12 protein-coding genes and 1 pseudogene are annotated in these 12,997 nt (G+C 57.8%); 7 read left to right on the forward strand and 6 right to left on the reverse strand.

Translation table 11 applies throughout. From position 1 onward, the window contains the following. Nucleotides 1–130: pseudogene (locus tag Q0C28_RS17780) on the forward strand (IS630 family transposase); the annotation flags it as partial. A gap of 154 nt (nt 131–284) precedes the next feature. Here Q0C28_RS17780 and Q0C28_RS14610 read toward each other — a convergent pair. Continuing rightward, a complete protein-coding gene (locus tag Q0C28_RS14610) occupies nt 285–1,055 on the reverse strand; it encodes an FCD domain-containing protein (protein WP_293576875.1) in 771 nt (256 codons plus the stop codon). Nucleotides 1,056–1,178: 123 nt separating this feature from the next. Here Q0C28_RS14610 and Q0C28_RS14615 point away from each other — a divergent pair, with 123 nt between their 5' ends. The 4 genes from Q0C28_RS14615 to Q0C28_RS14630 all read left to right on the forward strand — a co-directional run bounded on the left by Q0C28_RS14615 (nt 1,179) and on the right by Q0C28_RS14630 (nt 6,157). Beyond that, nucleotides 1,179–1,487, forward strand: a complete 309-nt coding sequence (locus Q0C28_RS14615; protein WP_293576876.1) for a hypothetical protein — start codon at nt 1,179–1,181, stop codon at nt 1,485–1,487. A 194-nt stretch (nt 1,488–1,681) separates the two neighbouring features. Further along, complete coding sequence (gene smc / locus Q0C28_RS14620; RefSeq protein ID WP_293576877.1) at nt 1,682–5,137, forward strand: chromosome segregation protein SMC; 3,456 nt, start codon at nt 1,682–1,684, stop codon at nt 5,135–5,137. A gap of 58 nt (nt 5,138–5,195) precedes the next feature. Next, nucleotides 5,196–5,663 carry a YbjN domain-containing protein gene (locus Q0C28_RS14625; protein ID WP_293576878.1) on the forward strand — a complete coding sequence of 156 codons (468 nt, stop codon included), beginning with the start codon at nt 5,196–5,198 and terminating at the stop codon, nt 5,661–5,663. A gap of 110 nt (nt 5,664–5,773) precedes the next feature. Next, nucleotides 5,774–6,157 carry a hypothetical protein gene (locus tag Q0C28_RS14630; RefSeq protein WP_293576879.1) on the forward strand — a complete coding sequence of 128 codons (384 nt, stop codon included), beginning with the start codon at nt 5,774–5,776 and terminating at the stop codon, nt 6,155–6,157. An 11-nt stretch (nt 6,158–6,168) separates the two neighbouring features. On the opposite strand, the gene Q0C28_RS14635 is transcribed toward Q0C28_RS14630, so the two are convergent. The 4 genes from Q0C28_RS14635 to Q0C28_RS14650 all read right to left on the reverse strand — a co-directional run bounded on the left by Q0C28_RS14635 (nt 6,169) and on the right by Q0C28_RS14650 (nt 10,434). Further along, a complete protein-coding gene (locus Q0C28_RS14635; RefSeq protein WP_293576880.1) occupies nt 6,169–7,344 on the reverse strand; it encodes a lytic murein transglycosylase in 1,176 nt (391 codons plus the stop codon). Nucleotides 7,345–7,382: 38 nt separating this feature from the next. Beyond that, nucleotides 7,383–8,294 (reverse strand): adenosylcobinamide-phosphate synthase CbiB, encoded by a 912-nt coding sequence (gene cbiB, locus Q0C28_RS14640; protein WP_293576881.1) that lies wholly within the window; start codon nt 8,292–8,294, stop codon nt 7,383–7,385. After that, on the reverse strand, nt 8,291–9,256 hold the full coding sequence (cobD, locus tag Q0C28_RS14645; protein ID WP_293576882.1) for a threonine-phosphate decarboxylase CobD: 966 nt from the start codon (nt 9,254–9,256) through the stop codon (nt 8,291–8,293). Before cobD ends, cbiB begins: the two co-directional genes overlap by 4 nt. A gap of 203 nt (nt 9,257–9,459) precedes the next feature. After that, a complete protein-coding gene (locus Q0C28_RS14650) occupies nt 9,460–10,434 on the reverse strand; it encodes a glutathione S-transferase family protein (RefSeq protein ID WP_293576883.1) in 975 nt (324 codons plus the stop codon). Nucleotides 10,435–10,718: 284 nt separating this feature from the next. On the opposite strand from Q0C28_RS14650, the gene Q0C28_RS14655 reads away from it, so the two are divergent. Further along, nucleotides 10,719–11,081 (forward strand): hypothetical protein, encoded by a 363-nt coding sequence (locus tag Q0C28_RS14655; protein ID WP_293576884.1) that lies wholly within the window; start codon nt 10,719–10,721, stop codon nt 11,079–11,081. An 81-nt stretch (nt 11,082–11,162) separates the two neighbouring features. Here Q0C28_RS14655 and Q0C28_RS14660 read toward each other — a convergent pair whose 3' ends face one another. Beyond that, the gene (locus Q0C28_RS14660; protein ID WP_293576885.1) at nt 11,163–12,335 is read right to left on the reverse strand and encodes a MalY/PatB family protein; all 1,173 of its coding nucleotides are present in this window, start codon (nt 12,333–12,335) and stop codon (nt 11,163–11,165) included. A 97-nt stretch (nt 12,336–12,432) separates the two neighbouring features. On the opposite strand from Q0C28_RS14660, the gene def reads away from it, so the two are divergent. Further along, a complete protein-coding gene (gene def, locus Q0C28_RS14665; protein WP_293576886.1) occupies nt 12,433–12,951 on the forward strand; it encodes a peptide deformylase in 519 nt (172 codons plus the stop codon). The last annotated feature ends 46 nt before the right edge of the window (nt 12,952–12,997 follow it).

Raw genomic sequence — 12,997 nt, forward strand, 5'->3', positions numbered from 1 at the left:
AAAGCAATTCGCCGATGCGATCCTGAGATTCTTCCGCGAAACCATCCCCAAAGAGTGGAAAACATTCCGAGATCAGGTCTCAGACAACTTCAGGGTCATAACACACGAAAAATTTCGGGTTTTGGGGTGAGTGCGGTATAAGACAAAGAGCTTTCCATTTGATTTATAGGCAGCGGGGATAGGCGGAGCCGGAGTTTTCTATGTAGAGCAATTGGTTAGGGAAAAGCGGCCAAGTCTTGCTATGCGCTTCGCGCCGAATCACATCTGCCGACGGTGACACCTATCTACGGTTGTCCAATTTCCCGCTGCAGTCTTTGCCGCGCGATATCCGCATTTCGCTCCGCGCGCTGCTGGTCAATCAACGCCTGCTTCACATAGTCAAGATGAGCTTCAACCGCGGCTCTGGCGGCGTCCGGATCACGTGCCTGCAATGCTGCGTTGATCGCGCAATGCTGGGACAGCAGCGCATCCCGTGTTGTGTGTTGCTGGAACATGATCCGACGATTGTAAAAAACGCCTTCCCGAAGCAGGTCAAACATCGACCGCATCATATGCAGCATGATCACATTGTGGCTGGCGTCCATAATGGCAGAATGAAATTTGGCATCCAATGCAGCAGCTTCTTCGGATGTGGCCGGATCACCGGCTTTTTCCATCTTGTCGTAAATGGCTTGGATGACTTGCAGATCATAGTCGGAGCCAAACCGCGCGGCGCGCTCTGCAGCTAGCCCTTCCATGTCGCGCCGGAAGCTCAGATAGTCGAATACAGCTTCGTCGTGGCTGGCAAACAGCTGCACCAGAGCCGGTGAGAAGGCTGATCCCAAGACATCCGCAACAAAAACGCCTGCGCCAGCGCGAGAGATCAACAGGCCGCGTTGTTGCAACTCCGCCAGAGCATCGCGCAAAGACGGGCGCGAAACGCCGAGCCGTTCGGCCAATTCCCGTTCCGCTGGCAACCGTTCACCTGGATTGAGCACACCCCTGAGGATGAATTGTTCAATCTGCCGAACAACGGAGGCGGAGAGTTTCTCTGGTTGGACTTTGTGAAAGGGCATGAAGACGCAGATCTGGCTGGGAAGTATTGGTCAAAACATATGACCACGCTGTGGCAGCGGCTGCAAGTGTTCACGTAGCACGCGGGGGTATATGCGCGGCTTCTGTTTTGGACGGCGAACAGAATGCGCTACAGTTTTAAGATGAATATGATCCTTGATCATTCCGGAGCGAACACGATGGCCTCTCTGGGTTTGCGGCAGTATGCGAAAGTTGTGGTTTCTGCGCTTGCACTGACCGCTTGCAGTTCTGCCAGTGGCTATTTTCATGCCTCACCGCATGTGGTGGTCGAGGTCGAAACCAGCCGGTTTGAGGTGCGTCGTCGCGGTGATCTTGCGGAGGCGGTGCGGATCACGCCCCAATATGCTCCACGCTTGGCCCGATCAAAGATCGAGCGAAACGCGCCGTCGAAATCGCGACAGGTTGCAAGGTGAGCCGCGTTCTGGGTGATCAGGCCGTACTACTGGCGGAATTGTCATGCCGGGGCAGATAAGGTTGGAAAACGGGTTTTATCCACAGGATATGCTCCAAATCCCGCTGATTGTAGGCTGATTTGGGAGGCAGCCGAATTGACAGTCATGTACCAACCCCGCGAAACTAGACTGCTAAAGACAGACGGGGCAGACGATTGCGCTTTTCGAAACTCAGATTGAACGGCTTCAAGAGCTTTGTAGACCCAACCGATCTGCTGATTGCAGACGGTTTGACTGGCGTCGTGGGCCCGAACGGTTGTGGTAAATCGAACCTGTTGGAGGCATTGCGTTGGGTGATGGGGGAAAATCGGCCCAAGGCCATGCGTGGCGGCGGGATGGAGGATGTGATCTTTGCAGGCACAAACTCCCGTCCAGCCCGTAACTTTGCCGAAGTCAGCCTGCTCTTGGACAACAGCGAACGTCTTGCGCCGTCTGGGTTCAACGAAAGCGACAACCTCGAGATCATGCGCCGCATCACTCGCGATGTGGGCAGCGCCTATAAAACCAACGGCAAGGACGTTCGCGCCCGTGATGTGCAGATGTTGTTTGCTGATGCCTCCACCGGGGCGCATTCACCGGCATTGGTGCGCCAGGGGCAAATTGCCGAGCTGATCAATGCAAAGCCGAAGGCGCGTCGCCGTATCCTGGAGGAGGCAGCTGGTATCTCCGGGCTTTATCAGCGGCGCCATGAGGCAGAGCTGAAACTGAAGAACACTGAGGCCAATCTGTTGCGGGTCGATGATGTGATCGAGCAGTTGGCCGCGCAACTGGCACAGCTGTCGCGGCAAGCCCGGCAGGCACAGCGCTATCGCGATATCGGGGAACAGCTGCGTAAGGCAGAGGGCATGTTGCTCTATCGCCGCTGGCGTGATGCGGATGACGCGCGACTGGAGGCCGAAGATATCCTGCGCTTGCGGGAAACCCAGGCGGCAAAGGCGGATGCGCTGACCCGCGCTGCCGAAGCCAAACGCCTGGAGGAGGAAGCAAAACTGCCTCCCATGCGCGAAGAAGAAGCCATCGCCGCAGCGGTGTTACAGCGTTTGATTGTGCAACGCGACGCGTTGCGCGATCAGGAGCAGCAAGCGCAGACAACGATTGAGACCTTGACCAACCGAGTGGCTCAGCTAGGCTGCGACATTGAACGGGAAAGCGGCCTGAACCGGGATGCGGGCGAAACCATCGAGCGGTTGGAATGGGAGCAACGGGAACTGTCCCGTGCAGGCGAAGGTCATGATGACCGGTTGGCCGAGGCCGCGGAACGCGCCCGTGAAGCTGGCAGTATCTTGCAGGCCCGTGAGGAACATCTGACCGGATTGACCGAAGATGTTGCGCGTTTGTCTGCGCGCCATCAGACCGCTCAGCGGCAGGTCGAAGATGGGCAACGCGCGTTGCAACGCGCCGATGAAGAGGGCCGCGCCTCGCGTGAGGCGACGCGACAGGCGCGAGAAACGCTGCATCAAGCGGAACATGATCTGGAAACCGCAATCTCTGCTGAAGAAGAGCTGCGCGAGGCCGCTGAACACGCCGAAGAGGCACTGGCAGCCGCAGAAGAACACCGCAGCGAACTGCAGGCCCGCGAAGCCACCGCCCGCGCGCAAAGGTCTGAAGCCGAAGGTGAATTGGGTGCTTTGCGCGCAGAGGTGTCTGCCTTGGCCAAACTGGTGGAGCGCGACACCGCAGAGAGCGGCCATGTCTTGGACGAAATGCGGGTTGCGCCGGGGTTTGAAAAGGCGTTGGGCGCAGCACTGATGGATGATCTGCGCGCACCTTTGGCAGCGGCTGATGGGCCAAGCGGTTGGGTGACACTTCCCCCTTATGAAGCAGACGCAGCTCTGCCTGATGGGGTCACGTCTTTGGCAGATCATGTGGATTGCCCGCCCGCGTTGATGCGGCGTATGTCGCAGGTTGGTCTGGTTGATGGTGATGTGGCTCTGGCGTTGCACTCGCAATTGCGACCAGGCCAGCGATTGGTCACCCAAGAAGGCGACTTGTGGCGCTGGGATGGCTATCGCGCCTGGGCTGAGGACGCCCCGAGCGCCGCCGCGCTGCGGTTGGAACAGATGAACCGGTTGGAGGGCTTGAAACAGGATCTGGCCCATGCAACCGCTCGCGCAGAGGGGGCGCAGGCTGCGCATGACCTTCTTGTGCGTCACTTGTCTGATGCCACAGCCAAGGATCAGGCCGCGCGAGAAGCGCGGCGGGTTGCGGATCAACGGGTCGCAGATGCGGCCAGAGCCCTAAGTCGCGCCGAGAATCATCGCAACCTGTCAGAGGGGAAGCTGGAGACTCTGGCCATCGCGGTCGCGCGCCATGACGAGGATGCTGCCGCAGCGCGCGATCAACTGGAAAGCGCCCGCAGTGCCCAGGCTGAGTTGGGCGATTTGGATGCCGCGCGTGCCGCGGTTGAAGATGTCAAGCAAACTGTCGAAGCGGCACGCATCACCATGCTGACCCATCGCTCCAGTCATGATGAGCTGCGCCGCGAAGGCGAGGCGCGCCTGGCCCGTGGTCAGCAAGTCACAACCGAGCTGTCTGGCTGGCGCCACCGGTTGGAGAGTGCCGATCGTCGCATTGCTGAGCTGAGCGACCGCCGTGAGGCCACACAGGAAGATCTGGAAGAAGCGCTGGAAGCCCCTGATCAGATCGCGGAAACCCGACAGGAGTTGCAGAGCGCCATCGAAGAGGCCGAGGCGCGCAAGGCCGAGGCTGCCGATGCGCTGGTCGGGGCCGAGACCACGTTGCGCGACGCTGTTCATGCCGAGCGTGAATGCGCGCGGCTCGCTTCCGAAGCGCGCGAAGCGCGTGCGCGTTCCGAAGCGCGTTGTGATGCAGCACGCGAAACAGTCGCTCTGGCCGAGGGCCGGATCAGAGACGAGCAGCAATCGGTGCCGGAGGATCTGGCCCGCCAATTGGACGTCGATCCGGACGATATGCTCAGCGCAGAAGAGCTGGAGGCGGAGGTCAATCGTCATAAGCGCCAGCGCGATGCGCTTGGGGCGGTAAACCTTCGGGCAGAAGAGGATGCGCGCGTCGTGCAGGAGGAGCACGACCAACTGGTGGGCGAGAAATCCGACCTGGAAGAGGCGATCAAAACCCTGAGGGCTGGCATCGCAAACTTCAACCGGGAAGGACGGGAGCGATTGCTCACCGCGTTTGAGGAAGTGAACACCAATTTCGCGATGTTGTTCACCCATCTTTTTGGCGGTGGCGAAGCAAACTTGGTTATGGTCGAAAGTGACGATCCGCTGGATGCGGGCCTTGAAATCATGTGCCAGCCGCCGGGCAAGAAGCTGTCCACCCTGTCGTTGTTGTCGGGTGGTGAGCAGACGTTGACGGCCATGGCCCTGATCTTTGCGGTGTTCTTGTCTAACCCCGCGCCGATTTGTGTTCTGGACGAGGTTGACGCGCCTCTGGATGATGCAAATGTGACCCGCTTTTGCGACCTTCTGGACGAAATGTGCCGACAGACCGACACCCGGTTCCTCATCATCACCCATCACGCGGTGACGATGGCACGCATGGACCGGTTGTTTGGCGTTACCATGCAGGAAAAAGGTGTCAGCCAGTTGGTGTCAGTGGACTTGAAAAAGGCCGAAGCCCTGGTTGCATGATTGGTCGCAAGAGTGCAGGACACTCCGCGAATTTGGTGAAGAAATAGTAGGAATTGGCATGAAGTATTTTTCAATTGTTGTTGCCGTATTGGCCTTGGCGCTCCCGACATTTGCGGAGGCAAAAGACATCGTCGCGAAAGACCCGCAGACCATTGCGCAGTTTTTTGACGAAGAGGGCGTGGCCTACGATGTGACAACGGATGATGTCGGTGATCCGAATATTTCAGTCAATTACTATGGCAATGAGTTCTCAATTTACTTCTACGGTTGCACGGACAACACCCGCTGTGACGCGATCCAGTTTTTCTCGGGCTATCAAACTGATGGCAGCGTTCGGCTGTCGAAAATCAATGATTGGAACACCGAAAACAGATTTGGACGCGCTTATGTTTCAGACGAGGGTTCCGCGCGCATCGAGCTGGATGTGTTCCTCGGCAACGATGGGATGAGCGCGGATGATTTTGCCGAGCTTCTGGGGATTTGGTCTCGACTGGTGCAGGATTTCGAAACCCTGATCGATTGGTGAGGGTGGCGCAGTTTGTAGTGTGGCGGTTTGGTCAGAAGGGGCTCAGCCTTGCTGCCGTGTCTGACTGAAACGTGACATGCCAGACCGGCAATTCCTGCTAGATTTGGGATATGCGTCTGATAGCCTTTCTCACAGCTTTAATTTCTTTGCCGGTCGCGTCTGCGGCGCAGACCACTGCGCCGCCCGACAACGTAAACTGGTCTCTCAGGGATAGTGACGCGCCCTATAGTGCTGATGCGCTGTCAGGGTTGCCAGGGCAGGCGTTTGTCTTTTTCGACGACGGAGAGGCGCGCTTTGGCTCTGATGGCGCCTATTCATACACATATTCCGCAGTGAACGGGGGAGGCACCGCATGGGGCACCTATCACATCGCCGCGGACGGCAGTGTCTGTGTGACCTTCGTCAATGGCGCTTCACGTTGTGATCTGTTTGTCGTCAGCGGCGGCCGGACGGTGGTGATCACCGAAACGGGGGAACGGTTTCCCGTCCGGTAGCCTCGCTGAGTTTAGAGCTTTGCAAGCAGGGCAGGGGTGGGCCAGGCATCAGCAGGGAACCCCAACCGTTCCTGTTCTTTTTGGACTGCGCGGCGGGTGCGCGCCCCCAGGATCCCGTCGATATCACCGACATCATATCCTTTTGCCTGCAGCTTGCGTTGCAGTTGCTTCATCTGCGCGCCATTCAGCCCCGGATCGGGTGAGCCTACGTCCAATCGCTCAGCACCAGACAGCCGGGTTGCGAAATAGGCTGCGGTCAAAACATAGGTAAAACTCTGGTTCCATTCGAAATACACATCGAAGTTCGGGTAGGCCAAGAAAGCCGGGCCTTTGTGGCCTTGTGGCAGGATCAGCGCAGCTTTCACACCTGGGGCGGCCAGGCGCCCGCTGCGTGGCGTGATGCCCATGGCCTTCCAGTCTGAGACATTCAGCTTCCGATACGCGCCGGTCTTGCGCAAATCCAGATCAGCCGGAATGGTCACTTCCTGTAGCCAAGGGGCGTCAGCGGTCCAACCAAGACTGGACAGCATTTTTGCCCCTGACATCAACGCATCCGGGGCGGATGTCTTCAGTCGGACATGACCATCGCCATCCGCATCAACGCCGTTTTCCAGAATGTCCTTCGGCAGCATCTGCACCATGCCAATTTCACCAGCCCATGCACCCGTTGTTTTGCGCGGGTCGAAGTCACCATCGGCATAGAGTTCCAGCGCGGCAAAAATCTGCGGGCGAAACAGATCCGGTCGGCGGCAATCATGGGCTAGCGTGATCAGAGCGTTCAATGTGTTGAAATTGCCTTGCACCGCGCCATAGTCCGTTTCAAAGGCCCAGAAGGCAAGCAGCACGCCGCGATCAATGCCGTAGGTGTTTTCGATCCGACGAAAAATCGCATCATATTTCTGAGACATTGCCTTGCCCCGGTCGATGCGGTTTTGGGAAATCAGGCGACGGGAGAATTCCACAAAGGGTTTTTGAAACACACCCTGCGCCCTGTCCGCTTTTAACACGGCGGCGTCTTTCTGAACCCCTTTGAAAAAGCGGTTCACTGTTGCGCGATCATACCCGCCTGTCAGCGCCTCTTCTTTCAGTGACGTCACAAAGGATGTGAAATTGCCGCCACACTGCGCCTGGGCAGAAATGGGCAGAGCAATAAGAGCGAGAAAAGCAATGAGACTGTTACGCAACACGAAAACGGATCCTTTTGGGTGCAACTGCGCCTAGTTAGCTAGAACAGCAGTACAATGGCAACCAAGAGAAACAGCCCGACGGCCCAGGCCTGCCACAATACTGAAACGGCACGTTCAATGCTGTGGGCGTTGCTGCTTTTGGAACCGCCTTCATTGACCCACGGAAAGCTCTGCATTTCACCATCATATGATCGAGGTCCCGCGAGCGAGACATCGATGCTCCGGGCCATGGCGGCCTCTGGCCAGCCGGCATTCGGAGAGCGGTGTTTGCGCGCATCAGCCGCAATTGCTCTCCAATGTCGCAGTTGTCCACCGACGAGTGCAATCAACACAGCTGAGAGCCGAGCAGGTATGAGGTTGAGAAGATCGTCAAACCTCGCAGCCGCCCAGCCAAAGTCCTGGTGCCGCGGAGTTTTGTAGCCGATCATGCTGTCGGCGGTGTTGGTAATCTTGTAGATAAGGATACCCGGCAGACCGGCCAGAATGAACCAAAAGGCGGGTGCAACGAGCCCGTCGGAAAAATTCTCTGCACCACTTTCAATTGCGGAACGGGCAACTTGCGGGCCCGTCATCGTTGCGGTGTCGCGACTGACGATCATGGAAACGGCGAACCGCCCGTCCGCAAGGCTTTGGCGAAGGCCTTGTGCAACAGCTGATACATGATCGCACAAAGACCGCTGCGCCAGCAAAATTGCCGCTATCAGGATTTCGACAAAGGGTCCGAAGAACGAAAGAACCCATCCCAGCAGCGCGGCCCCTGAAACCAAAGCAACAAGCGCGCCAACCCCTTTGATTTTTTTGGATGTGCCGTGATTGAGCCGTCGATCAAGATAGCCAACAGCTTTGCCCATCAAAACTGCCGGATGTGGCAGGCGCGACCAAAGCCAGTTCGGCTCCCCAAAAATGGCATCCAGAATGAGCGCGGGAACCAGCAAAGCGGGGGTAGTCACAAAGCGTTCTCCAGTCTTTCCCAGTCTTGGTCTGCGGGCAGCCCCAATCTCAGAAGTGTTTTTGAATACGGAAAGATCCTGCTCCAGATCTGGGAGTGCGCCAAGCGTTTTTGCCAGTCTTCGGCGTTATCCACCTCGTAGAGCCGAAACAGATCGGTCCCCCCAACGAGGTCGGCCTTATGAGCTGTCATCAGTTGATCGAGGCGCTGCGCCGCAGCGTGCAGTGACCTGCGGGTTTCGTTGGCCCATGTTTTATCGCGCAGGGCCCGGGTGCCGATCCTCAGGCCCGGGCCAGACACAGCCCAGGGACCCTGCATGCGGCCAAGCTCTTCGATCAATGCGGGATCACCAATGGCAAAGCCGAGGCGCAGTCCCGCGAGGCCCCAGAACTTGCCAAAGCTCTTCAGAACGATCACGCCGGGCCGCCGCGCCATTTCGATCAAGCTTTGGTCCGGGCAGACATCGCAAAAGCTCTCGTCAATGATCACAAGCGGCGAAAACGCGGCGTCATGTGCGGACCACAGGCGACCGTCGGGATTGTTGGGATGGACCAATACACGGGCCTCGGCCGGGCCGCGCGCCGTGATCTGCCAGTTGTGATTGGTAAATGCGGCGGCGTGTTCATTGTATGTCGGCGTCGTGATTTCGACCCAACGTGGCTCGGCCAATGCCGGGATCGCAGCGATCAACGCAGAGGCGCCGGGGGCTGGCAGGATCGCCGCACTGGCCGGGACACTCCAGAAGTCGCGTGCAGCCTCGATCAGATCCTGGCGCGCGGCGTCGTCCGGTAGCGCGCCCCAATCAGCGGCGGTTATGGTCCCGACCGGGTAGGGTGTTGGATTAATGCCTGTGGACAGGTCCATCCACTGATCCAGCGCGCCGCCGTACTGTGCAGCAGCAGCGCTGAGGTTTCCGCCGTGATCTCGTTTCGGGAGAGGCTTGAGTTCGGATGTGCCTGTCATCGTGCGCCTTGGACAATAGGGGCCACAACCCCGGGTCAGGCACAATGCCGACTTAGGGTCGAGGTATGGGGTAACAAGAGCGGAAAAGCAACCATAGCGCTGCGCCGTCAGCAACTCCCCAGAAAAGGGGAGAGCTTTAGTTCAGCGGGTTGCCCTCCCAGATCCTTTTGTCCAACCAGATCTTTTTGCACGAGGCAGCCTGGTTACCTGCGCCCGTGTGGTTCCATCCAATCCAAAACGGGGTTGGTGGGAATGATGCGGTGCGGATTTATCGTTTCATGGCTATAGTGGTAGTGCCGCACGATGTGCTGCATCCCCACCGTGTCCGTCACACCGGGATGTTGATAAAGCGCGCGTGCATAGGCCCAGAGATTTGGATAATCGATCAGACGACGGCGATTGCATTTGAAATGCAGATGATAGACCGGATCAAACCGCACCAATGTTGTGAACAGACGCCAATCCGCCTCGGTCAGGCGCTCGCCGAGCAGGAAGCGATGCTCAGACAGGATGTCTTCGAGCCAATCCATGGTGTCAAACAGCGGATCCACAGCCGCATCATAAGCTGCCTGTGTCGTGGCAAAACCGCATTTGTAGACGCCGTTGTTCAGCGTTGAATATATGCGGGAATTGACGGCTTCGATGGGCTCGCGCAGCTCTTCGGGCCAGAAATCGGTGGTGTTCCCAGTGAGTGTGTCGAATACGCTGTTGAACATCCGAATGATGTCGGCGCTTTCGTTTGAGACAATCGTGTTGGTTTGTTTGTCCCAGAGGATGGGAACGGTCACGCGACCGGAATAGCTGGGATCTGCGCGGGTGTAGATCTGATGCGCAAAAGCGCTGCCGAAGAGAGTGTCACCGGTTGCGCCGTCATCATCGGTTTCAAATGTCCATCCTTTGTCCAGCATGTCTGGATGAACCACAGACACAGAGATATGGTCTGTCAGATCTTTCAATTGGCGAAAAATCAATGTCCGATGTGCCCAGGGGCAGGCGAGCGACACATAGAGGTGATAGCGGCCACTCTCGGCGGCAAAGCCGCTTTTGCCAGTGGGCCCGGCCGCCCCATCGGCGGTGATCCAATTGCGAAACTGCGCAGCAGAACGTTTGAAGGCGCCACCACTGGCGGCCGTGTCGTACCACTGATCGTGCCAAACTCCGTCAATCAATAGGCCCATGGTGATCTCCTTTCACTGATGGGGGTAACCTAGAATTTCGTGGCGCTATCGCCCAGCATCACCAGCGCGCAGCCTCCCTGCACAGATGCACAGTTTCAGAGCGCCCCCTGACACGGGGGGCTGTGTTGCCGGAACAACCGATTGACCTGTTTCAAAAAGTTCACTTGATTTTAGCGATTTGCGAGGCACCCTTGGGATAGGAGCGAAGCTTCAACCGCAGCGTTGATGGCCAGAAATGCATGGCCCAGACCGCGACGCGGGTCAAAGTAGGGAAGGTCAGTCCGATGACGACATATGTGCCTAAAGCTGTGCAGGATGCACTGGATGCCGCCCGCCTTGACGGGCTGAAAAAAAAGAGCCGCCTTCGGGTTGCTGTGGATGAGGAGACCATTCCTGTCCTGCGCATGTGGAAGGATGGGTTTTCTGTTGAGGCAGAGAATGCGCCACAGCTGCGCGGCCTTGTTGATCTATATGACGGCGCGCGCCACCTGTCCCAATGTCTGATCGTTGCTGCGAATTTTGAAGGCGATGAGATTCTTTATGAATTCAAACGCGCGACACCGGCAGCGGATTCTGCTCCGCTCGACTTTTATCGCAAACCCGATGCGCCCATCGGTCTGATCGGTCGGGAAGACATCTCGTTCTGATTTTTCCCGCCGGATGGCCCACGAGACGCCCACCCAAAGGGCGTCCCGATCTGTTTCGCAATGCTGGTATAGAGGCCGCGCCTATTGAAGGTCGGCGAATGCGTCGCGCAATCTGTTGCAAGCATCCTCGATGCGCGACCGTTGTGTGCCGAGGTTGAAGCGCAAGAAGGATTCGCCCCCAGTGCCAAAGGTGGTGCCATGGTTGGCAGCAATCTTCGCCGCCTGTTCAACCCGCGCCGTGAACTCTGCCTGCTCCATACCGGTCCCAGAAAAATCCACCCACGCCAGATATGTCGCCTGCAGCTCAACGGATCGCAAACCGGGGATCGCATTCACGGCTGCATCAAACAACTTCCTGTTGCCGTCTAGGTAGGCCACCAAGTCATCGACCCATGCTGCACCTTCTGGCGAGTATGCACAGGCGGTTGCCCATTGCCCGGGAGAGTTGGGCGCCAGCGCCAATGCCATCATCCGGCGGGAAAATTGAGCGCGCAGATCAGGATCCGGGATGATGACCTGCCCGGTATGCATGCCGGCAAAGTTGAATGTCTTTGAGGGGGCAGTCAGCATCAGCAGCCGATCGGTGATGTCGGGGGCTGCGTTCTGCATTGGGATATGCGTCGCATCACCATAGACCAGATCGTGGTGGATCTCATCTGACAGCAGGATCAGATCATGGCGTTTGGCGAAATCAGCGACAGCGCGCAGCTCTTCTTGTGTCCAAACGCGCCCTCCCGGATTATGCGGTGAGCAAAGGATGACCATTTTCTCCTGCCCGGTCATCTGCGCGTCATAGGCGTCGAAATCCATTTCGTATCGCCCGTTGGTCTGGGTCATCTGACATTCCACGACCTGGCGTCCCGCATTGCGGATCACCTTGGCAAAGGCGTGGTAGACCGGCGTAAACAATACGATCCCATCCCCTGGCTTGGTAAACGTGTCGAGACACATGCCCACACCATTAACCAGACCCGTTGTGGTGAAAATCGCATCGGCGTCGACCTCCCAGCCGTGCCGGGTTTGCATCCACCAACGGATCGCGTCTTTGTAGGGGCCATCGCAATTGACATAGCCATAGACACCATGATCAGCCATCTCGCGCATTTTGTTGGTCACGACGTCTGGAACTGCGAAATCCATATCCGCGACCCACATCGCCAGCCCGTCATCCTGCGGCACGTTGTAGAGGTCGCTCATCATATCCCATTTTGCGCAGTGGGTGCCGCGCCGATCGATGACTGTATCAAAATCCATGGTGAAAACTCCGTTGGTGCCCGCAGAAGCTAACGCCGCCAGCGCTGGGCGCAAGGGGGGCGTTGCAGGGCGGGCTGCAATGGCCTAAATCAGCCTCATGAAACGTCCGATCCTGATCCACCCCGATCCCCGTCTGAAAAAAGTCTGCGCGCCGGTGCCAGATATGTCCGATGCGCTGCGCAGTCTCGCGGATGATATGTTGGAAACCATGTATGCCGCGCCGGGTATCGGGCTGGCCGCGCCGCAGATTGGTGTGATGGATCGTCTGATTGTGTTGGACTGCGCGAAAGAGGGTGATGAAAACCCGCGCCCTCTGGTCATGTTCAACCCGCAGATCACGGCGTCGTCGGATGAAACAAACGTCTACGAAGAAGGGTGTTTGTCGATCCCTGATCAATACGCCGAGGTCACCCGCCCCAAGGTGGTCGATGTGGAATGGATGGATCGCGATGGAAACGCCTGCAGCGAAACGTTTGATGGTCTTTGGGCGACCTGTGTTCAGCATGAACTCGATCACTTGGACGGCAAGTTGTTCATCGACTATCTCAAGCCGCTGAAACGCCAGATGATCACCCGCAAGATGCAGAAGCTGAAGCGCGAGCGTGCAAGGGGCTAACGCCTTTCGCGCGTCCATGGACGGTTTGGGACGCGCACCTGCCGAG

Origin of the sequence: Phaeobacter sp. (assembly GCF_022825805.1) — a bacterium.
GTDB lineage: Bacteria > Pseudomonadota > Alphaproteobacteria > Rhodobacterales > Rhodobacteraceae > Phaeobacter.

Bases quoted from the DNA above. Each gene is read 5' to 3' on its own strand.
- Q0C28_RS14610 (WP_293576875.1), bottom strand. From the start codon at position 1,055: ATGCCCTTTCACAAAGTCCAACCAGAGAAACTCTCCGCCTCCGTTGTT.
- Q0C28_RS14615 (WP_293576876.1), top strand. From the start codon at position 1,179: ATGCGCTACAGTTTTAAGATGAATATGATCCTTGATCATTCCGGAGCG.
- Q0C28_RS14625 (WP_293576878.1), top strand. From the start codon at position 5,196: ATGAAGTATTTTTCAATTGTTGTTGCCGTATTGGCCTTGGCGCTCCCG.
- Q0C28_RS14630 (WP_293576879.1), top strand. From the start codon at position 5,774: ATGCGTCTGATAGCCTTTCTCACAGCTTTAATTTCTTTGCCGGTCGCG.
- cobD (WP_293576882.1), bottom strand. From the start codon at position 9,256: ATGACAGGCACATCCGAACTCAAGCCTCTCCCGAAACGAGATCACGGC.
- Q0C28_RS14650 (WP_293576883.1), bottom strand. From the start codon at position 10,434: ATGGGCCTATTGATTGACGGAGTTTGGCACGATCAGTGGTACGACACG.
- Q0C28_RS14655 (WP_293576884.1), top strand. From the start codon at position 10,719: ATGACGACATATGTGCCTAAAGCTGTGCAGGATGCACTGGATGCCGCC.
- Q0C28_RS14660 (WP_293576885.1), bottom strand. From the start codon at position 12,335: ATGGATTTTGATACAGTCATCGATCGGCGCGGCACCCACTGCGCAAAA.
- def (WP_293576886.1), top strand. From the start codon at position 12,433: ATGAAACGTCCGATCCTGATCCACCCCGATCCCCGTCTGAAAAAAGTC.